The 26,459-nt window shown below is 74.3% G+C and carries 24 protein-coding genes, 1 pseudogene and 1 riboswitch; of the genes and pseudogenes, 5 read left to right on the top strand and 20 right to left on the bottom strand.

Annotated features, from left to right (window positions below):
* Positions 1-75 precede the first annotated feature (75 nt).
* From HPT28_RS19600 to HPT28_RS19575, 6 genes are all read right to left on the bottom strand, one after another.
* Positions 76-480 (bottom strand): roadblock/LC7 domain-containing protein, encoded by a 405-nt coding sequence (locus HPT28_RS19600; RefSeq protein ID WP_219092457.1) that lies wholly within the window; start codon positions 478-480, stop codon positions 76-78.
* A complete protein-coding gene (locus HPT28_RS19595) occupies positions 477-2,963 on the bottom strand; it encodes a nitrate- and nitrite sensing domain-containing protein (protein WP_219092456.1) in 2,487 nt (828 codons plus the stop codon). Before HPT28_RS19595 ends, HPT28_RS19600 begins: the two co-directional genes overlap by 4 nt.
* A 678-nt stretch (positions 2,964-3,641) precedes the next feature.
* Positions 3,642-4,505 (bottom strand): energy-coupling factor ABC transporter ATP-binding protein, encoded by an 864-nt coding sequence (locus HPT28_RS19590; RefSeq protein WP_219092455.1) that lies wholly within the window; start codon positions 4,503-4,505, stop codon positions 3,642-3,644.
* Positions 4,502-5,251, bottom strand: coding sequence for a cobalt ECF transporter T component CbiQ (gene cbiQ / locus HPT28_RS19585; protein WP_219092454.1), 750 nt, complete (start codon positions 5,249-5,251; stop codon positions 4,502-4,504). Before cbiQ ends, HPT28_RS19590 begins: the two co-directional genes overlap by 4 nt.
* A gap of 5 nt (positions 5,252-5,256) precedes the next feature.
* Positions 5,257-5,679 (bottom strand): energy-coupling factor ABC transporter substrate-binding protein, encoded by a 423-nt coding sequence (locus HPT28_RS19580; protein WP_219092453.1) that lies wholly within the window; start codon positions 5,677-5,679, stop codon positions 5,257-5,259.
* Positions 5,676-6,395, bottom strand: coding sequence for an energy-coupling factor ABC transporter permease (locus HPT28_RS19575; RefSeq protein ID WP_219092480.1), 720 nt, complete (start codon positions 6,393-6,395; stop codon positions 5,676-5,678). Before HPT28_RS19575 ends, HPT28_RS19580 begins: the two co-directional genes overlap by 4 nt.
* 29 nt (positions 6,396-6,424) lie before the next feature.
* Positions 6,425-6,609, bottom strand: a riboswitch (cobalamin riboswitch).
* 233 nt (positions 6,610-6,842) lie between these two features.
* Here HPT28_RS19575 and HPT28_RS19570 point away from each other — a divergent pair.
* Positions 6,843-7,462: pseudogene (locus HPT28_RS19570) on the top strand (hypothetical protein).
* 32 nt (positions 7,463-7,494) lie between these two features.
* Here the strand turns inward: HPT28_RS19570 and HPT28_RS19565 are convergent.
* Genes HPT28_RS19565 through HPT28_RS19530 form a run of 8 tightly spaced genes read right to left on the bottom strand, consistent with a single transcriptional unit; the run spans position 7,495 to position 15,629 of the window.
* On the bottom strand, positions 7,495-8,976 hold the full coding sequence (locus HPT28_RS19565) for an NADH-quinone oxidoreductase subunit N (protein WP_219092452.1): 1,482 nt from the start codon (positions 8,974-8,976) through the stop codon (positions 7,495-7,497).
* 7 nt (positions 8,977-8,983) lie between these two features.
* Entirely contained in the window at positions 8,984-10,468 is a 1,485-nt protein-coding gene (locus HPT28_RS19560) for a NuoM family protein (RefSeq protein ID WP_219092451.1), read from the bottom strand.
* 2 nt (positions 10,469-10,470) lie between these two features.
* Positions 10,471-12,414, bottom strand: a complete 1,944-nt coding sequence (locus HPT28_RS19555) for a proton-conducting transporter membrane subunit (RefSeq protein ID WP_308119377.1) — start codon at positions 12,412-12,414, stop codon at positions 10,471-10,473.
* Positions 12,411-12,716 carry an NADH-quinone oxidoreductase subunit K gene (locus tag HPT28_RS19550; RefSeq protein WP_219092450.1) on the bottom strand — a complete coding sequence of 102 codons (306 nt, stop codon included), beginning with the start codon at positions 12,714-12,716 and terminating at the stop codon, positions 12,411-12,413. Before HPT28_RS19550 ends, HPT28_RS19555 begins: the two co-directional genes overlap by 4 nt.
* Positions 12,713-13,237, bottom strand: a complete 525-nt coding sequence (locus HPT28_RS19545; protein WP_219092449.1) for an NADH-quinone oxidoreductase subunit J — start codon at positions 13,235-13,237, stop codon at positions 12,713-12,715. Before HPT28_RS19545 ends, HPT28_RS19550 begins: the two co-directional genes overlap by 4 nt.
* A gap of 6 nt (positions 13,238-13,243) precedes the next feature.
* Positions 13,244-14,161 carry an NADH-quinone oxidoreductase subunit H gene (locus tag HPT28_RS19540; RefSeq protein ID WP_308119375.1) on the bottom strand — a complete coding sequence of 306 codons (918 nt, stop codon included), beginning with the start codon at positions 14,159-14,161 and terminating at the stop codon, positions 13,244-13,246.
* Complete coding sequence (locus HPT28_RS19535) at positions 14,158-15,288, bottom strand: hypothetical protein (protein WP_219092448.1); 1,131 nt, start codon at positions 15,286-15,288, stop codon at positions 14,158-14,160. Before HPT28_RS19535 ends, HPT28_RS19540 begins: the two co-directional genes overlap by 4 nt.
* Entirely contained in the window at positions 15,279-15,629 is a 351-nt protein-coding gene (locus HPT28_RS19530) for an NADH-quinone oxidoreductase subunit A (protein WP_257578948.1), read from the bottom strand. Before HPT28_RS19530 ends, HPT28_RS19535 begins: the two co-directional genes overlap by 10 nt.
* Positions 15,630-15,992: 363 nt before the next feature.
* Here HPT28_RS19530 and HPT28_RS19525 point away from each other — a divergent pair, with 363 nt between their 5' ends.
* Together HPT28_RS19525 and HPT28_RS19520 are read left to right on the top strand one after the other, a co-directional pair.
* The gene (locus HPT28_RS19525) at positions 15,993-16,781 is read left to right on the top strand and encodes an LPXTG cell wall anchor domain-containing protein (protein WP_219092447.1); all 789 of its coding nucleotides are present in this window, start codon (positions 15,993-15,995) and stop codon (positions 16,779-16,781) included.
* A gap of 84 nt (positions 16,782-16,865) precedes the next feature.
* Complete coding sequence (locus tag HPT28_RS19520; protein WP_219092446.1) at positions 16,866-17,342, top strand: hypothetical protein; 477 nt, start codon at positions 16,866-16,868, stop codon at positions 17,340-17,342.
* A 328-nt stretch (positions 17,343-17,670) separates the two neighbouring features.
* Here the strand turns inward: HPT28_RS19520 and HPT28_RS19515 are convergent, their stop codons facing one another.
* The 5 genes from HPT28_RS19515 to HPT28_RS27110 form a co-directional block, all read right to left on the bottom strand.
* The gene (locus HPT28_RS19515) at positions 17,671-19,101 is read right to left on the bottom strand and encodes an FAD-binding oxidoreductase (RefSeq protein ID WP_219092445.1); all 1,431 of its coding nucleotides are present in this window, start codon (positions 19,099-19,101) and stop codon (positions 17,671-17,673) included.
* Positions 19,098-20,030: an alpha/beta fold hydrolase gene (locus tag HPT28_RS19510; RefSeq protein ID WP_219092444.1), complete on the bottom strand. Its 933-nt coding sequence runs from the start codon at positions 20,028-20,030 to the stop codon at positions 19,098-19,100. Before HPT28_RS19510 ends, HPT28_RS19515 begins: the two co-directional genes overlap by 4 nt.
* 144 nt (positions 20,031-20,174) lie before the next feature.
* Positions 20,175-21,818 carry a LuxR family transcriptional regulator gene (locus HPT28_RS19505; protein WP_219092443.1) on the bottom strand — a complete coding sequence of 548 codons (1,644 nt, stop codon included), beginning with the start codon at positions 21,816-21,818 and terminating at the stop codon, positions 20,175-20,177.
* Positions 21,819-22,062: 244 nt separating this feature from the next.
* The gene (locus HPT28_RS19500; RefSeq protein WP_219092442.1) at positions 22,063-22,746 is read right to left on the bottom strand and encodes a spermidine synthase; all 684 of its coding nucleotides are present in this window, start codon (positions 22,744-22,746) and stop codon (positions 22,063-22,065) included.
* Positions 22,747-23,064: 318 nt separating this feature from the next.
* Positions 23,065-23,187, bottom strand: a complete 123-nt coding sequence (locus HPT28_RS27110) for a hypothetical protein (RefSeq protein ID WP_257578947.1) — start codon at positions 23,185-23,187, stop codon at positions 23,065-23,067.
* 337 nt (positions 23,188-23,524) lie between these two features.
* On the opposite strand from HPT28_RS27110, the gene HPT28_RS19495 reads away from it, so the two are divergent.
* Positions 23,525-24,544: a TerC/Alx family metal homeostasis membrane protein gene (locus tag HPT28_RS19495; protein WP_219092441.1), complete on the top strand. Its 1,020-nt coding sequence runs from the start codon at positions 23,525-23,527 to the stop codon at positions 24,542-24,544.
* A 455-nt stretch (positions 24,545-24,999) separates the two neighbouring features.
* Complete coding sequence (locus tag HPT28_RS19490; RefSeq protein ID WP_219092440.1) at positions 25,000-25,578, top strand: response regulator transcription factor; 579 nt, start codon at positions 25,000-25,002, stop codon at positions 25,576-25,578.
* Between the two features lie 12 nt (positions 25,579-25,590).
* Here the strand turns inward: HPT28_RS19490 and HPT28_RS19485 are convergent.
* Positions 25,591-26,459, bottom strand: an 869-nt coding sequence (locus HPT28_RS19485) for an ABC transporter ATP-binding protein (RefSeq protein WP_219092439.1), incomplete at its 5' end; no start/stop codon positions are given.

The following is a 26,459-nucleotide window of genomic DNA, read 5'->3' as shown; positions in this document are numbered from 1 at the left end:
AGGCTCCAGGTGCGTCTTCGGGGGGTCATTTCCGCTGGGGCTGCTGGGGGGGGTGGCAGACCGACGTGGGAAGGGTCAGGAGGCGGGCTGCCGGCCGTCCCGGATCTCGGGGGACAGGGCGTCGCCGACCTGGTTGATCAGTTCCGCCATCCGGTAGCTGACCTCCCCGATGTCCGCGTCCCGGGTGGTGGTCACGAGGAGGGAGGCCCCGCTGGAGACCGCCATGGAGAACATGTAGCCGCCCTCCATCGCGGTCAAGCTGTGTTCCACCGGGTCGGTGCGCAGGACCTGGGCGGCTCCCGAGAGCAGGTTGACGAGGCCGGACGCGATGGCGGCGAGCCGGTCGGCGTCGTCGCGCTCGACACCGGTGAACGCCAGGGCGAGGCCGTCGACGGACACGGCGATCGCCTGGGTGACCTCCGGGAGGTGCCGGGCGAAGTCGCCCAGGATCCAGTTCAGGTCGGCGGTGGACGTGGTCATCTGGGAGCTCCGTTGGAGTGGTCGTCGGTGCCGGAACGGATGGTCTCCGCGCCGGTGGGTCGCTGGCGGCGGCTGGTGCTGCGGTTGATCCCCTGGGTGTAGGCCGCCAGGACGTCGGAGATCTGGCGCGAGTCACGCTGCCGCGGCGCCGGTTTGGCCGGGCGGGCCGCAGCGGCGGGGCGCAGGAGGGTGTCGTCGCCCCGGCGGCCCGGTCCGGGCCGGTCCGGCACGCCGCGCCGCTGTCGTACGGGCAGCCCGGCGGCGCTGTAGCGGGTCACGCGCTGCGCCGCGGGGTCGGGGCCGGGGGTGCGCCGGGCCCCGCCGGGCCCGCGCCCGGTGGCCGGGGTGTCCGTGCCGCCGGTGGTGCGCTCGGCGGGCTCGTCCCGCCGCCCCGTGCCGCGCACCCCGGTCGTCGTCCCCTTGCGGGAATCGTCGCTCGTCGTCCCCCCGCCGGACGCGTCGGCCGTCCCCCCGCCGGACGCGTTCCGGGCTCCTACGGCGGCCACCGCCACGGTGGCCCGCTCGTCGGTCGTCTCCCGGCTGGCGGTGGCGATGAGCGGCCGCAGGGCCGCCTCCTCGCGCGCCGCCTCCTTCGCGGAGACGTCGGCGAGTACCGAGTGCGGCAGGGTGACCTCGGCGATCGTGCCCGGCCCCGCGGAGTCCCGCAGTTCGACGGAGATGCCGTGGCGGGCCGCCAGCCGGGCGACGACGTGCAGGCCCATGGACCGGACGTCGCCGAGCTCGGTCGGCGGCTCGGCCAGGGCCGCGTTGAGCCGGGCGCGCCGATCGGCGTTGATGCCCACACCCTCGTCGACGACCTGCAGGACGGCCCGGTCCCACAGCCGCCAGACCGCCACGCCGACCCGCTTGTCCGGCGGGGAGTACCGGGTGGCGTTGTCCAGCAGCTCCGCGAGGATGTGGGCGACATCGTGCACGACGCGGGCGGCGATGCCGATCCCGGGTTCGACGATGCCCAGTTCGACCCGGTCGAAGCGCTCGATCTGCTGCGCGGCGGCGACGATCACGGTGGAGCAGGGCACGTCGTCGACGCGGACCCGGCCGTGACCGTAACCCCCGAGCACCAGCAGGTTGTTGGTGTTGCGCTCCATGCGTACGGCGAGGTGGTCGAGGGCGAAGAGCGCCTTCATCCGCTCGGGGTCGGCCTCGTCGCGCTGGACGGCGTCCAGTTCGGTGACCATGACGCTGGTGAGCTGGGCACCCCGGCGGGCGACGCCGACGAGCGTCTCGGCGAACTTCTCGTGGAACAGCGCCTGTCGGGCCGCCAGCCGCACCGCCTCGTAGTGGACGGCGTTGAACGCCTCGCCCACCTCGCCGATCTCGTCCCTGCCGGTCGTGGTGACGGGACGGCCGGAGGCCATCGCCATCTCCTCGGGGCTCGCCCCGCTGAGGGCCCCCGGCTGGGAGAGCTCGGTCACCACCTTCGGGAGGCGCACGTGGGCGACGTCGTGGGCGGCGTTGCGCAGGTCCCGCAGCCGGCGGATCATCAGCCGTCCCGACCGGACGGCGATGAGCACGACCACGACAAGCGTGAGCAGCACCAGGCCGACCTGTGCGACGGCCCACCAGGCGAGCGCGTCCCGGGAGTCGACGACGTCCTGGTGGACGTCGACCCCCACCCGCTGTTCGATGACTCGCAGCAGCTCGATCCGCTCGGCGGTCGCCTTCTGCCAGTCGCCGCCGGGGATGCCCAGCTCCCGCCCCGGCTCGGCCCGGCCGGCCCGGTCCTCCAGACCGCGTGCGGCCAGCGTTTCGGGGCCCGAGAGGGTGGACTCGAACCAGGTGCGCCACTCCTGCTTGCCGATGTCGAACAGCACGCGGACGGAGTCGGCGTAGCCGAGCCGGGTGGCTTCGAAGGACCGCTTGGACGCCGGGGTGAAGCCGCCGCTGGACATCGCCCGCAGGACGACGACCTGCTGCCGGGCCAGGTGTTCGCCCGCGCGGGAGAGGGAGGCCGCGGCCCGGATGTGGTCGGCGGTGGTCGCGGACACGCCGTCGGACAGGGCGATGCCGTCCCGGAAGTCGATGAGGTCGGCGACGGCGATCCGGTAGCCGAAGGCAAGCGAGGAGAGCGAGCTGTTCCCGGAGCGGGCCTGGGCTCGCAGCGAGGGAAGGTGCTCCAGGGAGCTCTCGACGCGCTGGAGCGCGCTCTGGGCCTTCCCCGGCACGGAGGACAGGTCGGCGCTGCGGGCACGGAAGTCGCGGACGGCGGCGTCGGTCTCGCCCGCGCGCTCGGCGAAGTCCCTGGCCTCGCTCTCGCCGGCCACCAGTGCCGTCGCGGCGGTGCGTTCGTCCTGCAGCCGGTGGGTCAGTCTGGCCGCGGAACCGGCGACCTCGGCCATCGTGGTGAGCCGGTGCGCCTGGATGGTCTGGGTGGTCGCCGGCACCAGGCCCAGCACGGCGAAGGCCAGCGCCACGGCCAGCGGGATGGAGACGAGGAGTACGAGGCGGCGGCTGATCGTCACGTCGCGGCCCCCTCGCGAGGAGCCCGGGTCCTGGTCAATAACACGCGTGAACGCCTAGCTGTGTTGGGGGATGGGGGGTGGGGTGGCACAGCGTTGCGGGGGCAGTCGGCACCTCGGGTAGCGGTACGTGACTTTGCGCCACAACACCTTGCAACAAATCGCTGGTGAATGTCCAAACTGAGGTCATGAACGAAACTTTTCAGACCCGTTGGAGCAGCTCTGGACCGGGCGCGGAGACGGAGACCGGCGGGGTGCCATAACCGCGGGGGTCGGGGATTCTCAGCCGCCATCGACGTGCTCACCCGGCCGCCGGACTTTCACAGCACCCACACACAAGTCCGCGGCCCCGTATGCCATTCACGTGTTGCAGCTCTCCTCACTGGAGGTGCGGTGAAACGCACCGCGCGAACACCGGGGGCCGGTACCGGGCGGCGAAGTGCGCGAGCACGGGCCGGTGATGCCGGCAGTGGTCCGCGCGGAACGCTCCGCACGTGGACGGCCCCCGTCACCGGCCGAGGCCGGCGCACCGTCGAAAACAACCGCACCTTAACGCCCGCGCGAACTCGCACGCCATGCCGCCCCGGGCGACAGGGGTGTGCCAGTGGTGTATGCCTCTGGCATGGCGACGTCCCGTCGGCCCCACGTCCCCGGCACGGGCCGGGGGGACGGGACGTGCGGTCAGGCCTCCGCCGGCGGTCTCGGTCCGGCGAGCGCGGCGGACAGCGCGGCGAGCTCCTCGGCCGTCCGCGGTCCCGTGTCGGCCTCGCTCAACAGCCCCTGCTCGCGCAGCAGTCGCGCCGTCGCGATCCCCCACGGCAGCCGCAGCCCCGCCTCCGTCAGGAGCTCGGTGCGGCCCAGCGTCTCGGACGCGGGTCCGGTGCGCACCCCGGACGGGGTGAGCAGTGCGACGTCGTCGGCCCAACGCAGGGCGAGGTCGACGTCGTGGGTGGCCATCACGACCGTGGTGCCACCCGAGCGGAGCCCGTCCAGCGTGGCCAGCAGCCGCTCCTGACCGTCCGGGTCGAGCCCCGCCGTCGGCTCGTCCAGGATGAGGACGCGGGGCCGCATGGCGACGGCGCCGGCGATCGCGGTGCGCTTGCGCTGGCCGTAGGAGAGCAGATGGGTGGGCCGGTCGGCCAGGCCGGCGATGTCCAGCGCCGCCAGGGCCTCGTCGACCCGCGCCCGCACCTCCTCGTCGGGCAGGCCCAGGTTGAGCGGGCCGAAGGACACGTCCTGGGCGACGGAGGCGGCGAAGAGCTGGTCGTCCGGATCCTGGACGACCAGCTGGACGGTCGTGCGCAGGCGCAGCAACCCCTTGCGGTCGTACGTCACCGCCCGCCCCCGGAGCGTCAGTTCGCCGTCGCGCGGGCGGAGGCCGCCGCTGAGCAGCCGCATCAGCGTGGTCTTCCCGCTGCCGTTGCGGCCGAGCAGCGCGAGCGCCCGCCCCTCCCGCACCGCGAAGTCGAGCCCGCTGAGGACGGTCGGGCCGTCCTCGTAGGCGAAGGACGCGCCCCGCAGGGCGACGAGGACGGCTTCGGTCATGGCAGGAGCCCCTTCAGGACGAGGGTGACGGCGACGACCACGGCGAGCAGCACCACGCTCGCGGCGACGAACGGGACGGAGACCCGGGCCTCGGGCACGAGCACGCGCAGCGTGCCGTCGTACCCACGTCCGGCGAGCCCGTTCTGCAGCCGCGCCGCCCGGTCGAAGGCGCGGACGAACGCGGTGGCGCCGAGCCCGGCCAGCGACCGCCACTCGGCCGCCCGCGTGGTGTGCCCGAGCCGCGCGGCCTGCGCCTGCCGGATCCGGCGCACCGCGTCCAGCAGCAGGAAGCTCATGCGGTACGTCACCAGCGCGACGTCGACGACCGGCGCGGGCACCCCGGCTCGCACCAGCCGGGGCAGCAGGTCGGACATCGGCGTGGTGAACGCGACCAGCAGCACCCCGAGCGAGGCGGCCGAGGTCCGCAGCAGCAGCTCGCCCGCCCGTACCGCGCCGCCCTCGGCGGGGGCGAGGAGCCCTCCGGGCCCGCCGACCTCGACGAGGAGCGTGAGCGCGCCGGTGACGCAGAAGCCCAGCGGTACCCGGTAGGCCCGCCACAGCCGCCGTCCCGGCACCCCCGCGGGCCCGAGCAGCACGGCCAGAGCCGTCAGCAGCACCAGGGCGGCGCCGGGCCAGGGCGGCAGGGAGATGGCCAAGGCGGTCAGTCCCAGCCCGAGGACGGCCTTGTCGACCGGGTGGCGGCGCCGCCAGCGGCTGCTGTGCGCCGCCGCGTCGATCGGCAGCACGCGGGTCAGCCCTGCCCGGTGGCGTGCTCTTCGGAACCGCTCGGCCCGGTACCGCTCGGCCCGGTACCGCTCGGCCCGGTACCGCTCGGCCCGGAACCGCTCGGCCCGGCGGCAGCGGCGGCCCGTTCCCGTTCGGCGCCCTGACGCCGTCCGCGCCGCAGGCCGAAGTAGTAGGCGAGGAAGCCCGCGCCCAGCGCCGCCTGGAGGGAGAACAGCGCCGACTCGACCTCACCGGAGGGCGGTTCGTACAGCGGGGAGAACCAGGGCTCGTAGTCCGGGTCGATCTCGGTGATCGTCGTCTCGGCCTCGCCGTCGGCGCCGGTGAACGGCTCCTCCTTGTGGTCTCCGAGGCCGAGGGCCAGCGGCAGCACCGCGAGCGCCACGACGACGAGCAGCAGCAGGCTGTTGATCTTCGCGTTCCGGCTCATCGGGTCACCGCCTCGTCCTCGGCCTTCCCGGCGTTCCCGTTCTTCGCGCGCTGACCGGACAGCAGCACGCCGAGCCGGGTCAGCTCACCCTTGCTCGACTGCACCAGCAGCCGCATCACCAGCACCGTGAGGAGCCCCTCGCTGACCGCGAGCGGAATCTGGGTGACGGCGAACACCCCGCCGAACTTGGCGAGCGCGCCCAGGAAGCCGCTGCCCGGATCCGGGAACGCCAGCGCGAGCTGCACGCTGGTGACGCAGTACGTGGACAGGTCGGCGACGAACGCTCCGCAGAACACGGCACCCATCAACGGCACGTCGTAGCGCCGCAGCAGCCGGTACGTCGCGTACCCCGCCCACGGCCCGACGATGGCCATCGAGAAGATGTTCGCGCCGAGCGTGGTCAGGCCGCCGTGGGCCAGCAGCAGTGCCTGGAAGAGCAGGGTGATGGTGCCCAGGACCGCCATGATGGGCGGCCGGAACAGGATGGCGCCCAGCCCCGTACCGGTGGGGTGGGAGCAGCTCCCGGTCACCGAGGGCAGCTTGAGCGCGGACAGGACGAACGTGAAGGCCCCGGAGGCCCCCAGGAGCAGCGTGCTCTCCGGATGTTCCCTGACCTCACGGGTCAGTGACCGGACTCCGTGGACGACGAACGGTGCGGCCGCGACGCCCCAGGCGACGGCGTGCACCGGAGGAAGAAATCCCTCGGCTATGTGCATGGCTTGGCAGACCCTCTCCAGCACCTCGTGGATGGACGACGTGCCTCGGCCGGTCTCCTGGCTCACGGGTTCCACCGCCCGTGCTCCGCCTTCCCGGGTCCGGGGACCCAGTGGCTGCCCGCAGGGGGCCGGAGCCGGACTTCCCGATCACAGTGGCGAGGGCCGCACCGGTTTCGCACCGGATTTCCCGTTCACCAAGGCGTGGTGACAGTAGTCGGCTCGAACAGCCCATGACAAGCCACGTCCGGGGGGCGCGTGGGCGCTCGTCCCGGGCGCACGCCACACCCGATCACCTGCGCCATCGCGTTCCCCGTGGCCGACGCGGCCCCCTGGCCCTCCCGAACAGCCGGGTCTTTCCGGCCATGTGGCGCTCACCACGTGACCGCCCCGCCCGCCGGAAACCGTGCTCGGCCTTGAGCGAACCGGACTGGAGGTCCGCGGCGCGCCGTGCTTGGGTGGCGAGATGAGATCTTGGTGCTGGGCGGTACGGCACGGCTGGGCCGGGACGTCGCACGACAGGCGCTCGCACGCGGTCGCCGGGTGACGTGCCTCGCGCGCGGCGAGAGCGGCAAGGGCGCGGAGTGCGCGACGCTGGTCGCCGCCGACCGCCGCGCCCCCTCGGCGTACACGCCGCTCCTCGACCGCACCTGGGATGCCGTCGTCGAGGTGTCCTGGCAGCCGCTGTTCGTCCGCCGGGCGCTCGACGCCCTGGGGCGCGGGCCCGGCACCGGACGTGCGTCTCGTCCGTCGCGGCCCGGATCCGGCTCTCCCGCGCCGTCGGCGGACACACCGGGCCGGTGGCCGCCGTCGACTCCGCACGTCTGCTCGCCCACGGGGTGGCCGAGTACCTGGGGCCCGAGTCACCGCCCATGTGGCTCGTCAAGCCGGGCCGGGAGGGCTGGTCCGACAGCGGCGCCGCCGCCCGGGCCGCGGGCCTGCGGCACCGCCCCCGCGCGGAGCCCCTGGCCGACACCCTGCGCTGGGAGCGCGAGCAGGGCCTGGACCGGCCCCGGCGTGCGGGGTTGAGCGCCGGACGCGAGCGCGAACTGCTCACTGCCCTCGCCTGAGGGAGGGCTCGCACGACCGCGTGCGCGCGAACTCAGCGGACGAACGTGTCGGAGAGCGCGGAGAGCACCGGGCCCGCGCCCGCCCCCAGGATCACGGACCCGGCCGCCGCCGCGACGGCGGTGCCCGCCGCCCCGCGATCCGGCCGCACGCCGGCCACCGTCACGCCGTCCGCGTCACCGCCCGTCTCACCGCCCACGTCGCCGTCCGCGTTTCCGGCCCCTTCCCGGTCGGCGTCCGCGCCCGAGGACAGCGCCGGGGCGATCCAGCGCAGGTAGTAGAAGAGGCTGGCGAGGGTGTTCACGGCGGCGGTGACGACGAGCCAGACCATGCCGCCGTCCCACGTGGCGGAGAAGACGGTCAGCTTGCCGGTGAACACGGCGGTCGGCGGGGTGCCGACCAGCCCCAGGAGGCACACGGTGAGGGCGGCGGCGAGCCAGGGGCGACGGCGTCCGAGGCCGCGGTAGGCGGCGAGGGTGCGCAGGCGGGGCAGCGCGGCGGCCACGGCGAAGGCGCCGAGGTTGGTGACGGCGTACGCGGCGAGGTAGAGCAGGAGCGCGCGGAGGGCGCCGGGGCGCTGGGCGACGGCGACGGCCATGAGCAGGTAACCGGCCTGGGCGACGGTGGAGTAGCCGAGGAGCCGCAGCGGGTCGGTCTGGGCGAAGGCCGCGAGGTTGCCGAGGGTCATGGTGGCCGCCGCGAGCACGGCGAGCAGCGGCCGCCAGTCGACGGCCTGCTCAGGCAGGACGGACACCACCCGGTACAGGGCGAGCAGACCGCCGATCTTGGGGACGGTGGTGAGGAACGCGGCGGCCGGGACCGTCGCCCCCGCCGCCGCGTCCGGGACCCAGAAGTGGACGGGGACGCTCCCGGCCTTGAACAGCGGGCCGGACAGCAGCGCCACCGTGCCCACCGCCAGGGCGGCGCCGGGCGCGTCGGCGAGCCCCTCGGCCAGCGCCGCGTAGTCGGTGGCACCACCGAGCCCGTACAGGAGGGCGGCGCCGAACATCATGGTGATGCCCAGCAGGACGCCGAGGAGGTAGAGCTTCAGGGCGGCCTCGGCTCCGCGCGGGTCCCGGGCCCAGCCGGCGAGCGCGTAGAGGGGGATGGAGGCGAGCAGGTAGGCCACGGCGAGGAGCAGCAGGTCGGAGGCGCCCGCCAGAAGGACGGCGCCGAGCGAGCCGAGCAGCACGAGGGCGCAGAACTCGGCCTCGCGCCGGTCACCGCGCACCCGCCCGCCGGCCAGCGCGAGGACGGTGAGCGCGGCGGCGGGGACGATGACGCGGGCGGCGTCGCTGGCGCCGTCGAGGGCGTAGGTGCCGGCGTAGACGGTGCGGTCGTCCCCGGGGGCCTGGACGGCGGCGGCGGTCAGGGAGGCGGCGAGTGCGGCGGCGGCGAGGGCCCGGGCGATCCACTGCCGTCGGCGCGGCAGGAACGAGCCGGTGAGCAGGGTGGCGACGGCACCGGCGAGGAGCAGGACCTCGGGGATGAGGGCGAGGAGGTCGTTGTCGTGCATCGCGGCGTCACCGGGCGAGGAGGCCGACGGCCGTGCGCGCGGCGGGTTCGACGGTGTCCAGCAGTTCCCGCGGCAGGACGCCGACGAGCAGGGACAGCGCGAGCAGCGGGGTGACGGCGGACAGTTCGGCCGGGCGCAGGTCGGCGTCGACGGGCCGGGGCTCGCGCCGGGGCCCGAGGAACACCCGGTGCAGGGCCCACAGGAACAGGCCGGCGGTGACGAGGATGCCCAGGAGGGCGAGAGCGGTGGCCACGGGGGCGGGGCCGAGGCTCCCGGCGAAGACCTGGAACTCGGCGACGAAGCCGCTGAAGCCCGGCAGGCCCAGGCTCGCGAAGGCGGCGACGGCGGTGAGGGCGGCGAAGCGGGGCATGGCTCCGGCCAGGCCGCCCCAGGCGCCCATGTCGTAGGTGCCGCCGCGGTCCCACAGCACCCCGGAGAGCAGGAACAGCGCGCCGGTGACGAGCCCGTGGCTGACCATCAGGACGACGGCCCCGGTGACGGCGGTGGTGCGGGCCTGCTCGTCCGCGCCGGAGAGGAGTCCGGCGGCGCCGAGGGCGAGCAGGACGTACCCCATGTGGTTGACGCTGGTGTAGGCGACCATCCGCTTGAAGCCGCGCTGCGCCAGGGCGACCAGGGCGCCGTAGAGGGCCGAGACGACGCCCGCGACGACGAAGACGAGAGCCCAGTCCCGCCAGGGGCCCGGCAGGATCGGCATGGCGATCCGCACGAAGCCGTAGGTCCCCATCTTGAGCAGGACGGCGGCGAGGACGGCGGAGCCCGCGGCCGGGGCGTCGGTGTGGGCCGGGGGAAGCCAGGTGTGGAAGGGGAAGACGGGGGTCTTGACGGCCAGGCCCACCGCGATCGCGGCCAGGACGAGCGTGCCCGCGGCGCCGCCTTCCAGCGGCGGGGCGGCGGTCAGTTCGGCGATGTCGAAGGTGTGCGGGTCGGAGGCGGCGTACAGGCCGATGAACCCGAGGAGCAGCGCGAGCGAGCCGAGGAAGGTGTAGAGGAAGAAGACCAGCGCCGAGCGGGCGGCCCGGCTGCCGTGCCCCCAGCCCGCGATGACGAGGTACATGCCGACGATGGACAGGTCGAAGAAGAGGAAGAACAGGATCAGGTCGAGCGCGGCGAACAGGCCGAGGCAGGTCGTCTCCAGAGCGAGGAAGAGCGCCGCGAAGCGGCGGACGGCGCGCTGCCCGGACAGCGAGTGGACGGCGCAGGCGAGGAAGACGACGGCGGTGAGCGCGAGGAGCGGCAGGGACAGCCCGTCCACGCCGATGTGGTAACCCGCGCCCGCGCTGGGCATCCACGGCCGGTCGGTCTCGTGGTCGATGCCGGGGCCGTCGTACGTCACCCACAGGGCCGCGACGAGCGCCACCTCGACCGCCGAGACCGCGACCCACAGCCACCGCACGGCCGCCTCGGGCAGAGCGCGCCAGGCCAGCAGGAGGGCGGCGGCGGCCAGCGGGAGGAAGACGGTCAGCGAGAGCATGCTCACCTCAGCAGCAGGAGCAGGAGGACGGCGGCGGCCAGCAGGGTGAGGGCCTGGGCGTAGTAGTGGTGGAGCTGCCCGGTCTGCGGGCGGCGGGCCAGCTCGCCCAGTCGGCGGGTGCCGTCGGCCACGCCCTGGACGAGCCGGTCCACGCCGAAGCGGTCGGCGGCCGCGGCCCAGCCGGCCAGGCGCCGCACGGTCCCGGCGGCCCCCAGGGCGGCGCGGTGCAGCACGGCGTCGTCGAACCGGGCGAGGGCGCGGGCCGTGACCAGCGTGGGCCGTACGGCGAGGGCGTGCGCCGCCGTCTCCAGGTGCAGCCACGCCCGCGCCCACCGGGGCTCCGGCAGCCGGGCCGCGAGGACGGCGGCGAGCACGGCCGCGAGGAGGGAGAGCGCGGCGGTGGCGAGCATGAGGGCGGGCCCGGCCGAGGGCTCGCCGGGCGCGCCGAGGGACCGCTTCAGCGCCCCGGCCAGCGGTGGCAGGGCGAGGGCTCCGAGCACGGCGGCGCCGAGGGCGAGGAGCCCCAGGGGCAGGCCCCACAGCAAAGGCAGGCCCCGCACGCGGCCGGGCCCCGGCTCGCGGGCGTGGGCGCCGGGCGGCGCGGGCCGCAGGAGCAGCCCGAGCGCCTTGCCCGCGTAGAGCGCCGACAGGGCGACGGCCGCCAGCGCCACCCCGAACAGGGCGGGCGCGTCGATGGCGGCGAGGATCTCGTCCTTGGTGGCCCACAGTGACAGCGGTGGCACACCGGCCAGGGCGAGTGCCCCCACGACGAAGGGGAGGCCAGCGGGCCACGGGCGCCGCGCGGCCCCGCGCAGGGCGCTCAGGGTGTCGGTGCCCCGGGTGGCCAGCCAGCAGCCGGCGGCCAGGAACAGCAGGGCCTTGACGGCGGCGTGGGCGGCGAAGTGGGCGGTGCCGCCGGCGAGCCCCCCGGCTCCGGCGGCCAGGGCGACGAAGCCGAGCTGGGCGCCGGTGGAGGCGGCCAGCAGCTGCTTGAGCTCCCGTTGGGCGAGCGCGACCGCGCCCAGGGCGAGCGCGGTGAGCGCGCCGCCCCAGGCGGCGGCCGTCGCCGCCCAGCCGGCGGCCTCCAGCAGCGGGTGCAGGCGCAGCAGGAGATAGCCGCCCATCGCCACCATGGCCGCCGAGTGCAGCAAAGCGCTGACCGGGCTCGGGCCGAGCATCGCCTTCGACAGCCAGAAGGAGAAGGGAAGCTGGGCGGCCTTGCCGAAGGCGGCCACCAGCGCCCCCGCGGCGGCCAGGTCCAGCCAGGGGCGGTCCAGGGCGGGCAGGGCGTCGAGGGAGAGCCGCCCGGGTTCGCCGGTTGCCCCGGCGAGGGCGGCACCGGCCGCCAGATACAGCCCGAGATCCCCGGCGCGGGTGGTGAGGAAGGCGGTCGCCCCGGCCGCCACCGGCTCGTTCGCACGCCAGTGGAAGGCGATCAGCGCGTAGGAGGTGGCGCCCATGACCTCCCAGGCCAGCAGCAGGGCGGTGAGGGTCGTGGCCGTGGCGGTGACCAGGACGGCGGCGAGGAACAGCAGCATCAGGCCGAAGAAGCGCGGCCGTTCGGCACGGATGTCGGCCGCGGCGAAGACGAGCACGAGCAGACCCACCGCGGTCACGGTCACGACCACCACCGCCGAGAGCCCGTCGGCCGCCAGGGCCAGCGGGCCGCCCGCCACGAAGCCCGTCCGCGCCGAGGGGCGGGTGAGGGCGGCGGCGACCGCCAGCGCGAGCGTGACCGCCGCGACGGCCACGGCGAGCACGGGTGCGGTACGGCCCCTGCCGCCGGGGCGTGTGTACGTCCCGGCCGTACGGCGTCCGCCCCCGGACAGGACGAGGACACCCCCGGCCACGGCGGGCAGCAGGACGAGGGACCACAGCAGGGCGCCCTCCGCGCTCGGCACCCCGCCCAGCGCCCCGCTCACTGCCCGGCTCAGTGTCGCGCTCACCGCCGGAGCTCCGCGGCGGTGTCGGTGAGGTCCACGTCCCCGGCGCGGAACAGCAGCGTCACGACGGCGAACCCCAGGGCCATGTCCACCGTCATGGCCGCGATGACCACGAGCACGAGGACCTGGCCGTCCGGCGCCGCGGGCGCGAGGAAGTACCAGAAGGCCGCGGCCGCCACGATCACGCCGTTGATCATCAGTTCCAGGCCCATCATCACCATGACGACGGACTGCTGGCTCAGGGCCCCGTACAGCCCGACGGCGAAGAGCGCGGCGGCCAGCAGCAGGAACGGTTCCAGCGTCACGCGTCACCGCCTCCGTCCCGCTCGTCGTCGTACCGGCTGCGGGCGGAGGCCAGCACGAGCGCGGCCACGATGGTGGTGAACAGCACCGCGCTGACGCCGATCATCACGAGCATCTTCGGGCCCATGACCGCCTCGCCCACGGCCCGGGTCGGGTCGGCCGGTACGGCGCCCCGCCGCTCGGGCCAGGGGACGAGCAGCGCCAGGGCCGCCAGAGCCGCGAAGACCCCGCCGGCGATGACCGGCGCGCCGCGCTTGTTGTGGAGCATCGACATCGGCATGAGACCGGCCGGGTTCATCATGAACATGATCATGAAAACGGCCATGATGGCCATCTCCATGATCATCATCAGCACCGTCACCACGCCCAGGTAGGCCAGGTCCAGCAGGAGCAGCGCGGCGCCTACCGCGACGAACGAGAGCGCGAGCGCATACGTCGCCCGGGCCATCGAGTTCACCGTGAACACCGCCACGCCCGAGGCGACGGCCACCACGGCCAGCCCCCAGAACAGCACCGTCTCCACCGTGTCTCACCCCTTCCACACCATGACGGCCGCCACCACGAGCAGTTGCAGCAGCACGGCCGGAAGCGCCACCAGCCACCCGAGCGACGCGAGGCGTTCGGGGCGCAGCACCGGCAGCCGCCGCAGCGCGACCAGCACCGCCAGGACAGCCAGCGTCTTCAGCAGCGACCACATCCAGCCGGGCAGCCACGGCCCCGCGCCCCCGCCCAGGAACAACGCCACCGCCATGCCCGCCCCGGCCGCCAGCAGCGCGTACCGCCCGGCCAGCACCAGCAGCCGGTCCACCCCCGCCGCCTCCGCCAGCACGCCTCCCGCCGCGTCGCGCCCCACCGGGGAGGAGAACGGCCCCCACATGCTGAAGGCCGCGACCGACCCCAGGAACACCAGGAAGGCCACCGGCATCCACACCGCGAACCACAGCGGCTGCTGGGCCCGCACCACGTCCCCCACCCGGAGACTCTCCGCCGCCACCGCGGGCGCGGTCAGCGCGAACATCAGCGGCAACTCGTAACCGAGCGCCTGGGCCACGAAGCGGTAGCCTCCGACCAGCGGATACACGCTGTTCGGCCCCCAGCCCGCCAGCCACACCGCCGCCCACAGGGTGACGTCCACCGCGTTGAACCAGACGATCCCCACCGGCAGATCCGCCACCACCGTTCCCCCGACGGGCACCACCACCGCCATCAGCAGGGCAGCGACCAGCCCACCCGCCGTCCCGAGGCGCCACAGCAGCCGGTCCGGGGCCACCGTCGTGCGGCCGGCCTGCCGCATCAGCCGCGCCGCCTCGGCCAGCGGCCGGGTCCGGGCGGGGGCGGCCGGTCCGGCGTCCAGGACAGCGTCGAGCACGGCCGCGGACCACGCCAGGGCCAGCAGGACGGCGGCCGCCGGCACCACCGCCCACACCGGTGCGCCGCTCACCGTCACCGGCCGCCCCCTCCCCCGGTGCCACCGGGTCCCCGCCCCGCCGCCAGCTCGTCCGGGTCCGGGTCGAGGGAGGCGAGCAGCAGCCGCGCGGCGGTCAGCTCCAGCCCGGGCATCCGCTCGACGGCCGCCTCCAACAGCCCCCGGGACGGCGGCACACCGTCCACGGTCACATCGCCACGGGGCCCCGCGTCCGGCACCGGGCCGCCCGCGAGCAGCCCGTCGGTCTCCGCCAGCCAGCACCGCCAGCGCGCCGTCGCGTCATGCGGTGCCCGTGCCCGCGCCGCCGGGCCGGTCACGCCCAGCTCCGCCGCGTCCGCCGGGGTGAGGACGCCCAGCCCGTCCGTCGCCCACCGCAGCGTGCGGGACCGCTCCACCCGGCGCCGCCACACCCCGAAGTCCGCGCGCACCCCGCGCTCCGGCTCGCCGTCCAGCAGCCGGTCTCGCAGGGCCCGCGCCCCGCGGGCAGCGGCCCACCACCCGGCCACGGCCAACAGCCGTCCCAGCGCGTCCAGATGGCAGGCGGCCGTGCGACGCCGACGGGCCTGCCGGCCCTGCCCAGCGCTCCAGAACGGCGGCCGCCACGGCCCGGCGAAGGGCAGCACCCGGCCCGCGGCGCGCTGGACGACGTCGCCCTGCAGGACGGTGTCCACCACCAGCCCGGCGGGCCAGTCCGGGAGCACCGGCCCCAGCGGCACGTGCAGCACGTCCAGCTTCAGCCCGTCCCGGTCCTCGCCCCGGTCCGCCATCACCGGCTCGCCGAGCCGCTGCGGGGCGCCGTCCCCACCGGGTGGCCGCCACCGCGCCGAGCGCGCCGTCCCGGCCGGGCCGCCGCGCTCGGGCAGCAGCGCTTCCAGCACCGCCTTGACGTCCCGCGCCCGCGCCGCCCGCCCGCGCGCCCGGGGGCCCGGCATCTGACCCCACAGCACCTCAACGGCCGAGTGCAGCTCCGCGGCCGGCTCCCCCGCCACCAGCAGGACGTCCGCCTCGGCCGGGGTCAGCGCCAGCTGTCCGCCACGCTCCCCCACAGCCGCCTCGGCCGCCAGCCGTACGGCCGTGCCACCGGGGCACGTCACCAGCAGCACGCGGGGACCACCGGCCAGGCCCCGCAGGACGGCGTTCAGGCCCATCGCAGGGCGCCCTCCCGCCAGGCGTAGAGCACCCCGCACATCAGCAGGCCCAGGAAGACGAACATCTCCACCACGGCCGGCGCCCCCATCCGCGCCACGACGACCGCCCACGGGTACATGAACAGCATCTCGACGTCGAAGGCCAGGAACAGCAGCGTCAGCGCGTACCAGCGGGCGTGGAAGCGCGAGACCGCGTGCTCGCCCGGCACGTTCCCGGAGAGGAACGGCGCGGCGAGCAGGGGCTCCGCGCGGACGGCCGTCAGCCGGTGCAGCCCGCGCAGCCCGGCCACCAGGCCGACCGCCAGCACCAGCATCGCGCCCACGTCGAGAAAGTCCCGCATGCTCTCCTCAGGTTCCGGAGCCGCACTCCGCCGGGCAGGGTCGAGTCGGCCTCCCGGTACCCGGCACGGAGCCTCCCATTCCGTACCTCACCCGTCCGGCGGCCGAGCCGGGGACACCGGACGCGCGCCGGCGCGGGCGGAGAACGGAGTGATACGTGAGCGCCCACCCGAGTGGAACCCGTCGCCCCGCCGCGGCCTCCCGGACCGCGAGTGAGTCGGGAATCGTTGCGGCTCTGCAACGCGCCAGATCGGGCACAGCGCGGCAAGCGGGAGAATTCGTCCTTGCCCAGGGCGCACGGCAGCCAGGACACTGAGCCACCCCCCACGGCTCCCGCACTTCAACGTGTCAGAGGAATCCATGCCATGCCCTCTTTGTCCGTGACCTCCCGTTTCGCCGCACTGCCCGCCGCCGCGCTGCTTCTGACCGCGGGCGCGGCCCCCGCCCTCGCGAACGACGACGCCTACACCGTCCAGCTGCGCCAGGAGCTTCCCCGCACCGCCACCTCCGCCAGTGGGGGTGTTCCGCAGCAGGGCGCCGACGAGTGCCCCGGCATTCCCGCGGCCCAGGACGGCTGGCACTTCGTGCTGCCCGGCGGGTCCTCGAACTTCGTCAAGCTCACCGTCGCCTTCGAGCCCGGCGGCGAGCAGGTGGTGACCGAGTTCGGCCCGCCGTCCGACAAGCACGCCTACGTCGCCTCTGCCCCCGGAGCCGAACTCACCTCCGCGGTCGCCGAGGTGACGGGCGGCGACCTGGAACTCTTCAACCTGTCCCACACCTGCCCCGCGGCTGCGCCGGAGTCTCCCGGGCAGCCGGCGGAGGAGGACGAAGAGGGGAACGACGAGGAGAACGAGGAGCCGGGCGAGGAGCCGGGCGAGGAGCCGGAGCCGGAGCCGGAGAAGCCCGGCGACGCGTCCTGCGAGGACGCCGCGGACGCGTCCGGTGAGCGGTGCGAGGAGACCCCCGGCACGCCGTCGGACGAGACGTCGGACGAGCCCTCCGCGTCGCCCTCCCCGGACGTCACTCGCGACGGTGACCTGGCGGTGACCGGTGCCGGACCCACCATCGGCCTCGCCGCCGCGGCAGCGGCGTTGCTCGGCGTCGGCGGCTTCCTGGTCCTGCGCCGCCGCAGGACCACCGCGGGGAACGACTGACGTCACCTACTCCTCGGGCCGGAGCACCACGCTCCGGCCCGAGGAGCACACTCTCGCTTTCCGATCAGGAGGGGGACAGGAGTTATGGCAGAGGTTGTGGCGACCGACACCTCATTCGTCGGTCATGACCCGATCAATGTCCTCCTTCTGGCCTTCGGCGGACTGATCGCCACCGCGGTCGTCGGCGTCTACAGCCTGGTCCGAGCCACCGACAACGGGTTCGGCGGATGCCGGGGAACGACGGCGGGGCTCCGCACAGCGGGCAGCGCGGCTCTCGGCGGGGCGATCGCGGTGTACACCTGGGGGCTCCTGCACCTGGTGGTGCTTGACGCGACCGCTCAGGCGAAGGCCTGCCGTGACGCGCTGGGTGGTGCGGAACTCCTGGCCTACGAACCGAGCTACCTGCCGCTCGCCTTCGGGTGCGTCGCCGCCGACGGCGGCACCCATGACGTCATCGTGCCCGGTTACGTGTCGCCCGTCGCCGGGCTGCTGGGCGGCGGCGCTCTGCTCCTGGCCGCGCTCAGCTTCGGCGAAGCGTACCGGCAGAAGGCCGACGCCTGAGACCAGGCACACGAGGGGGTCGGGACGCGGCGGCTTCGCGCGGGGGACTCGCGGCGGACGGTGAGCGCGCGCTCACCGATGCGGCGGCCCGGGCCTGCCGGGCCCGTCGTGGACACCGCGGTCATCACGATGGTGGCCGGCTGCCGGGCTCCGCCGACACCCTCGCGGGCTGGCTGATCCACGCCGACCACGGCATGCTCCGTCTGGCCCGCGGCCGCAGCACCGTCCTCGGCCCCGAAGCGGCTGCGCGACGCCGTCGGCTGACACCGCGGTCCGTCACAGGCCCAGGGGTGTCAGCCGACGCCACGTCACGCCGTGAACGCCGCCCTCACCTGGCCGGCCGGATGTTGCGGTTGACGCGGAGGAGATTGGCGGGGTCGTAGCGCGTCTTGAGCTGCTGGAGACGCTCGTAGGTGCCCCGGTAGGCGTCGGCGGTCCGGTCGGCGTCGTCCTCGGACAGCTGGAAGTTGACGTAGTTCCCGCCGGTCGAGAACGGCCGGATGCTCTCCCACCCCTTGCGAACCGCGCCCACGATGCCCTCTCCGTCGGCCCGCGGCGGCCACACTCCGGAGAAGCCGCTGATGAACCGGGCTTCCCGGTTGCCGACCGCACCGCCGTCGGCCGACTCGTTCAGCGCTCCGGCCAGGTGGAAGACGACGGAGTACGAGAGCGGGGACGCGACGTCGAGCGCGGCGTCCCGGAACACGGGAAGGTACTCGGCCGGCAGGCCGGGGAGGAACTCCGCCTTCCAGTACTGGTTCAGCCCCTTGGGCTCCATCGCGTCGAGCATCGACTGCTGGGCCACGTATGGCTTCTCACCGATGAGGTTGAAGATCGGTTCCCCGAGGGCACGCAGCGGCGCGAGATCGGCCTCGGCTTCGGCGACGGTGCCGCTGTGGCACACGAGCAGTGCGACGACGGGCCTGCCATGCCACGCGTCGGGGATGAACGGGGCGGGCGGCGCGAGCTGGATGACAGCCGCCGCCGTCAGTGTGCGGGGAGCGGACGCGGTGAGCTCCCGGTACGTCGCGAGCACGTCGTCCGCCCGATCGGCGCTCCAGGCGGCGAGGCCCCCCGTGACGACGGGGCCGACCTCGTGCAACCGGAAGGTGAAGCGGGTGACGACGCCGAAGTTGCCGCCGCCTCCGCGCAGCGCCCAGAACAGGTCCGGGTTCTCCGTCCGGCTCGCGGTCCTGACCTTTCCGTCCGCCGTGACGATCTCGACCTCGTCGAGGTTGTCGGCGGTCCAGCCGAACCGGCGCGTCAGGTAGCCGAATCCGCCGCCGAGTGTCAGGCCGGCGACTCCGGTCTCGGACACGAAGCCGAGCACCGTCGCCAGCCCGTGCCGCTGGGTCGCCCGGTCGACGTCCCGCAGCAGGCATCCCGGACCCGCGTGCGCGAGTCGGGCGGACGGGTCCACGGTGACCTCGCGCATACGGGACATGTCGAGGGTCAGTCCACCGTCGGCGAGGGCCGTGCCGGCGATGTTGTGGCCCCCGCCCTTGACGCTCAGCAGCAGGCCGTGGTCCGCGGCGAACCGGACGGCCGTGGCCACGTCCTGGGCCGAGACCGGCTGGACGACCAGCGTCGGCCTCGCGGTGACCATGGCGTTCCAGACCTCGACGGCCTCGTCCCAGCCCTCGTCCCCGGCCGCGAGCAGCGGCCCTTCGAGCCGGGTGCCGAGCTGCTCGATCCGGGCGGAGGTCAGGCCCACGCGCTCGTTCCCGAGTCCGGCGACCTGGAACATCCTCGTGCTCATGTCGGCTCCTCCCCCGATGCCCCGGAATCGCCCGCCACCCCGATCGCGGTGCGCAGCGCGTCCAGGAACGCTTCCGGCTGCTCGACGGCCGGGTCGTCCCGGCACTCCTCGATGATGTGCAGCGGCCAGCCGTACCGGGCACTCGCCGCCTCGGCCGTCCGCAGCCGCACCTGAAGGCCGTGCCGACCGTGGATCAGATCGGTGGGAACGCTGATGCGCGCGAGATCGCCGGGCGGGATCGGCGGTACGCCGACGCGCGGGATGATGCCGCGCATCGCCACCTGCACGCTCGGTGTGCGGGCGCGGTCCAGGGCGTAGTCCAACAGCGGCTGCCACTGCGCTCCCGTCCGTTCGCCCGCCCGGTCCATGTCGAGGAAGCACTGGTTGAACAAACGGTCCCGGCTCTTCGCGGTGGGCCGGGCGAGGAAACCCATCATGGGCGCCGCGAAGCTCGGCGCCGGCCGGAACCAGCCCAGACCCATCGTCTCGACCAGGACCAGGTGGGCCACACGGTCGCTGTGGTGCACCGCGTACCGCGCGGCGATCGCGCCCCCCAGCAGGTGGCCGGCCAGCACGGGGGGCCTCGCCCCGCAGGTCCGGTCGATCAGCTCGTCGAGCCAGGTCACGACCGTGCCGGCGTCGAGGCGACCGCCGTCCTGCACCTCCGAGGCGCCGTGGCCGGGCAGGTCGGGAACGATCACCCGGTGGGTCCTGACCAGGTCGGGGACCACATTGATCCAGACGGGGGCGAACTCGCCCTGGCCGTGCAGCAGCACGAGCGGTGGGCCGTCGCCGCCCTCCAGCACGGCGGTGGACACCGTCGCCAGCTGGATCCGCCGCTCGGTCAGCGGCATCGCGGCCAGCAGCCGGTCGCGCACCGGCTGCCCGGCCGGTCCCTCGGGTCGCGTCGCACTGTTCTGCGTGCTCATCTCGGGCCTCCTTGCTCAGTGCCTACGCAGCAAGGGTCCGAGTCCGGCGGCGGCGTCCGCATCGGTGGTGTCAACCAACATGCCGGTGCATGCCGTATGGGTATTTCTGTGCAGGCGGCCCGGCGCCGCGTCCGGCTCCCGGTCCTAGACGAGGTCGTGCTCGTAGGCATACGCGGTGGCGGCGGCCCGCGAGGAGACGCCCAGCTTGGTGAACAGGTTGCTCACGTGCCGGGCGACCGTCTTGTCGCTGATGACGAGACGGTCCGCGATCTTCCGGTTCGACGCGCCCGTCGCGACCAGGCGGAGCACCTCGACCTCGCGAGGCGTCAGCCCTCCGGGGCCGCCCTCCGTCCGGCCCTCCCGGCCCAGGAGTGCCCGCGTCTCCTCCAGCGCCGGCATCGCGCCCAGCCGTTCGAAGACCCGGTAGGCGGCCTCCAGCTCCATCTCGGCCGTGTCGTGGTCGCCGATCCGGTGGTACGCCCGTGCCAGCTTCAGCCGCACCCGCGCCGCCTCATACGCAGCCTCGTTCTCGTGCCAGGCGACCCACGCCCGGCGCAGGGCGATGCACGCGGCCTCCGGGTCACCGGCGGCCAGCAGCACGGACCCGTGTGCGTGCGCCGCCACCGCCCGCAGGTACGGCGAGTCGAAGCCGGCGGCGATCTTGTCCAGCTCGTCCACCGCCAGCTGCGCCTCCTCGACGGCTCCGACGGCGAGCTCGATCTCCACGTAGCCGGCCAGCACCCTGGTCCGTTCCTCCGCTCCCTCGGTCTCCATGAGGGTCCGGCGGATGGCGGCGGCCGCGTCATCCGGCCGCCCCTGCGCCAGCCGGAGCAGGGCCAGCCCCGGCTGCGCCGAATGTCCCCGGTCACCGGCCTCGCGGTAGCAGCTCTCGGCCCGCGAGAACTCGCCGCGCAGCCGGAGCAGCTCGGCCCGCTGGTACAGCGCCATGCCCAGCACCGGGTCACCGGGCACGACGGCCAGGTGCTCGCATGCCCGCCGTGCCTCGTCCATGGCGTCGGCCCACTCGCCGCGCAGCTGCATGATCTCCGAACGGTGCACCATGCACTGGCCCCGGTAGGGCCTGAGGTCCTGTTGCCCGTCGCACCAACGGCTCAGTGCCGCGGTCCACTCCTGCACGCGGCGGAAGTCGAAGATCCCGCGGCAGGCGAGGATCACGGCGCAGTAGACGATTCCGGCGGCGAGGGGCGACACCTCTCCCGTGGTCACCGCCACCATCGCCTCGTCCAGCATCACCACGCCCGGCGCCGGCCGGCCCTGTGCCATCAGCGCCTGCCCCTGCCCCAGCCTCCCGAGCGCTCGCAGGTCGCTGTCGCCGAAGCGGTCGGCGAGCTCGGTGATCTCCACGAACGAGCGCCTCGCCGCCTCGGCGTCGCCACCCTGCAACGCCCCCAGCGCCATGGGAACACGTGTGTACCCGTGCTCCACACAGTCGAGCGCCGCGTCGTCGAGGGTGTGCTGAGCCCGGGCCAGCCAGCCACCGCCCAAGGCGTGTTCGCCCCCGAGGAGGAGCGTGAGCCCGAGCCAGAACGCACACCGCACGGCCGACGCCGCGTCCCCTCGGTCCAGGAACGCGCGATGGGCCCGCTCCCAGGCCCCGGTCGCGGCGTCGACGGCACCGGTCAGATACGCCGCCCGCGCCATCCGGTCGAGATCCTCGGCCGCCAGCGTGCCCTGCCGGTCGGCGGCCGTCAGCTGGTCGTACGCCTCCCGCCAGGCCAGCCGCTCGTACGCCTCGCGACCCTGCGTACGTGGATCAACCGTGGCCATGAGTGCTCCCGTGGGCGACGCGTCCCCGAGGGCAGCGTATGCGGTGACCTGGAGTCATGCGCGTTGGCCGCGGGCTGTTCGGCCCGGTGAGCCGTCGGGCGGCCGAGGCGGGTGCCGCCGTGGGTCACCGGCCCGGCGCGTGCGACGTCCGGAGGCGACCGGAGCACATTCATGCCCCATTCGAGTGGCCCCGCCTGCTTCTCCGCACGGGGCCGAGCGTTCAAGGTCCCCGAGAGCGTCCAGCTCAGACGGGGCTGCGAGCAAGGTGTACGGCGTCCGGGACCCCGCGCGCGACGCGCACCTCCTGGGTGTGCACGTCCTCGAACCCGGCACGCTCGAGAGCCCTCTCAAACGCGGAGGAGGGCCGGGCGGACCAGATGGCCAGCATCCCCCCCGGGGCGAGACGGGCACGGCAGGCCGCCAGTCCACTCGGAGAGTAGAGGCTCTGATTGCCATCGGTGACGGTCCAGTCGGGGCCGTTGTCGATGTCGAGGCAGAGGGCGTCATACGGCTCGCCCGGGGCCCGCAGGTGATCGTTGAGATCGGTGTGGAGAACGCTCACCCGCGGATCGGACAGAGCGGTGGCGGTGAACGCACTCAACGGACCTGCACGGTGCCAGCCGATCACGGCGTCTTCGCGTTCGGCCACGACGATCCGGGACCAGCGTGACTGCCCGCTCGCGTGGGCGAGCGAGAACCCCACGCCGAGCCCGCCGATCAGGATCGCGGGGTCTGCGGCTGTCACCCGCTCCAGAGCGGCATCGACGAGGAGGCGTTCGGAGCGTCCATCGGACGTGTCCATCAGAAAACAGCCGTTCACGATGATTTCGTAGGTGTCTTTCCGACGGCGTAGAACCACCTCGCCGTGCGGTCCAGTACGGCGGTCAAGCACCAACGGGGCCGTTCCATCGGTGGCCTGGAACGTCATGAAACGGAAACCCCCTGCGCTCGATTGGTCGCTCGGTCTCCCCAACGCGGTCTCTGGTCGTGAGGTTCCGTCGGCGCGACGGTCGACCCGGCCTTCAGCGCCCTGGCATGGCAGGGGGCCGAAGGCTGTGGGGCGCGATGGAGTGGCGGCGAGGAGTGCGCCGACCAGGCCCCGGCCCGGCGCTCGATGCGACGATCGGTGCCTGTTCCGAGGCCGTCAGCCACGCTGGGACCCCGGAGAGGATCCGCACGCCGGCGGCGGTGTTCGCGGTGGAGTCCACAGCGATGTTCACCCCGGCGGTTTCCACGCCGGACACCGCTATGCCCGGTGGAGCGGCGCGGCGAGCAGGGGCTCCGCGCGGACGGCCGGCAGCCGGTGCGGCCCGCGCGGCCCGGCCACCGGACCGACCGCCGGCGCCAGCATGGCGCCCACGTCGAGCAAGTCCCGCATGCTCTGCCCAGGCGTCCGGAGCCGCGCCCCGCGGGCAGGGTCGAGTCGGCCTTCCCGTACGGGCCCGGAGCCGCTCCGTTCTCCGTGTCACCCGACCGGCGCACGGCGGCCGTGTCGTCCCCGCCGAAAGGCCCCGAGGGCCGAGCCGGGGGCGCCGCACGCACCGCGCGACGCCGGTGCCTCCCGAAAGGGCGGCCCCGGGGCCGACACCCCCGTGTGCCGTTGCCGCGCCGGCCGCCGCCGAGTGGGAACCTGGTCGCTCGGCCCCACCGGCGGGCCGACATGGGCCGGGGCGAGCACGGCGGGACGGACGCGGCACGGAGGAACGGTGGACATCAGCGCACTCACCTGGGCCGTCACCGTCGGGCTGATCCTCGCCCTGCTGGCCGTCGACCTGGTCCTGGCCGCCCTGCGCCCCCACCGCGTCGGCTTCGGTGAGGCCACCGCCTGGTCGGTGTTCTACATCCTCGTCGCGCTGGCCTTCGGGGTCTGGTTCGCCGCGCGGTACGGCGGCGAGCTCGGCACCGAGTACTTCGCCGGCTACATCGTCGAGAAGAGCCTGTCGGTCGACAACCTGTTCGTCTTCGTCATCATCATGACCACCTTCGCCGTACCGGCCGAGCACCAGCACAAGGTGCTCACCTTCGGCATCGTGCTCGCCCTGGCGATGCGCGCGGTCTTCATCGTCCTCGGTGCCACCCTGCTGGCGCTGTTCTCGTTCATGTTCCTGCTCTTCGGCCTGCTGCTCATCTACACGGCCGTGCAGTTGTTCCGGCACCGCGACGAGGACCCGGACATCGAGGACAACCCCGTGGTCAAGGCGGCCCGCCGACTGCTGCCGGTCACGGACGACTACGTCGGCGGCAGGCTCCTCACCCGCGTCGACGGGCGCCGGATGGTCACCCCGCTGTTCGTCGTCCTGCTCGCCATCGGCAGCATCGACCTGCTCTTCGCGCTCGACTCCATCCCCGCGGTCTTCGGCGTCACCCAGGAGCCCTACATCGTCTTCGCGGCCAACGCCTTCGCCCTGCTCGGCCTGCGCGCCCTGTACTTCCTCGTCAAGGGGCTGCTGGACCGGCTGGTGTACCTGTCCGCCGGGCTCGCGCTGATCCTCGCGTTCATCGGCGTCAAACTCATCCTGCACTGGGCCCACGTCGACGTGGACGACGGCGTCCCCGAGATCCCCACGCCGCTCAGCCTCGCCGTCATCGCCGTCGTCCTGGCCGTCGTCACCGTGGCGAGCCTCGTCAAGACCAGGCAGGACCCGACCGCCAAGGCCCACCCCGGCTCCCTGCGCGCCCACCCCTCCCGGCCCGGGGACTCCGACCACGAGGGCGACCGCCACTGAGCGGCCCGCTCGGCGTCACCGTCGCCACGGCCGCCGCCCAACGTCCTGCCGCTCACCGGCCGACCGACGGCGAGGCCGTGCGGTTCGCGGACCGCGCCCCCTCGGCCGGGGAAGGGAGGAGCTCGTCGTGTGCGCGTCGAGCCGTACGGAGGCCGTCGGCGCCCTCGGCCCCGAGCGGCCGCGCGACACCGTCGGCTGAGGCCGCCGGACACGTGAACTGCCGGCAGCCTGCGGCGAGGGAAGTGAAACGCGCTTCGGGGGCACGCGCCGGGCGCACGGGGTGCACGGTGTGTGCGAGACGGGCTTTCCTGCGCCACTTCCGCGCCCCCGAAGCGTCGTGATAATCGTACTGCGACTGTGTGTGACAGACCGGACACGTTAAGGGATCGTCGAGCGAGGCGTGTCTACGTCCCGTCTCACGGGATATCCGCAGGAGCAGGGGGTTGGAGACCGCGATGGTTCACGTTGTGGTGGTGCACGAGCACAATCTGCTCAAGGCGTCGCTCGCGGCGTTATTGCGCTCGGACGAATCGCTGGAGGTCTCGGAAGCCTCCTGGGAGGAGGTCGAGCGCGATGCGGCGGTCCGGGGTGCGGTGGACGTCTGGATCACCGACGCCGCGTCGCTGCGCCCGGGGGTCAGCCTGCGGGGCGGAGGGGCACTGCTGGTGCTCGTTGCGCCCGACCAGGCCGGTGCGCTGCGCCGGGCCTACGAGGCCGGGGCGGCCGGGTACGTGGACAAGGACGGACCCCGGGGCCGGCTCATCGACGCCGTCCACCGCGTGGCGAGGGGCGGAGAGTTCATCGACGGATCGCTCGCGCTCAGCCTCCTGCAAGCGGCCGAGATGCCGCTGACCCAACGCGAGCGCGGAGTGCTGGTCCTGGCGGCGGAGGGGGCGTCGACCGCCGACATCGCGGCGACCCTGCACCTGTCCCTGGGCACGGTGCGCAACTACATCGCGTCCGCCACGCGGAAGGCGGGGGCCCGCAACCGGCTGGACGCCGTCCGCATCGGCCGGCAGGCGGGCTGGATCTGAGGGCCCGCGGAGTCATCGGCCACCCGGGGGAAGCGGCAGGGCGCTCACGGCCGTGGGGCCCGCCGCTCCGGGTTCGGCGTGGCCGAGGAGGCGGCGGTACGCGGAAGAGCGCCGGAGCAGTTGGCCGTGGGTCCCGCACGCCGTCTCCGCGTCGTCCAGCAGCAGCACCCGATGGGCGCGGCGCGCGGACGACAGCCGGTGGGCGACCACCAGCAGCGTGCCGCTCCGCGTCGCCAGGAACCGTTCCGCGTGCGCCTCCGCGCTCGGGTCGAGATGACATGTCGCCTCGTCCAGGATCAGCAGGGGCGCCTGAGCGAGGTGGGCCCGTGCCAGACAGATCAGTTGGCGTTCGCCCTCGGACAGCGTGCCGGGCCGGATCGCTCCGGCCAGCCCGCCGAGCCGGCGCAGCAGTTCGTCCGGGAGCAGCGCCTCCGCGGCGGCCCGGACGTCGGCGGCGCGGGCATCGGGGCGCAGCAGCCGCAGGTTGTCCTCGAGTGAGCCGGTGAACACGTACGCCTGCTGCGGCAGAACGGCCCGCAGGCGGGCCAGCTCCCCGCGTGTCCGCCCGGCGACCGGCTGCCCGGCCAGGTGCACGCTGCCACGGTCGGGGGCCATCAGTCCCGACAGCACATGGGTGAGGGTCGACTTGCCGATCCCGCTCGGCCCCAGCACGGCGAGGTGCTCGCCCTCCTCCACCACCAGGTCCAGACCGTCCACGACGGGGCGCGAACCGGGACCGTAGGACACGGTGACGCGGTGGCACTCCACAGCCGGGGCACGGCGTCCGCGTCCGGCCGGTCCCGGTGCGCCGGCGCCCGCCGGTGCGCAGCCCGGCGGCACCGCGGCGTCCGGCGGTGCGGCGGCCTCCGGCGGTGCGGCGG

It is taken from the genome of Streptomyces sp. JJ38 (assembly GCF_019303475.1).
In the GTDB taxonomy this organism is placed as follows: Bacteria; Actinomycetota; Actinomycetes; order Streptomycetales; family Streptomycetaceae; genus Streptomyces.
Note: the sequence above shows the minus strand (reverse complement) of the source record. Positions and strands in the feature narration are given on the sequence as shown.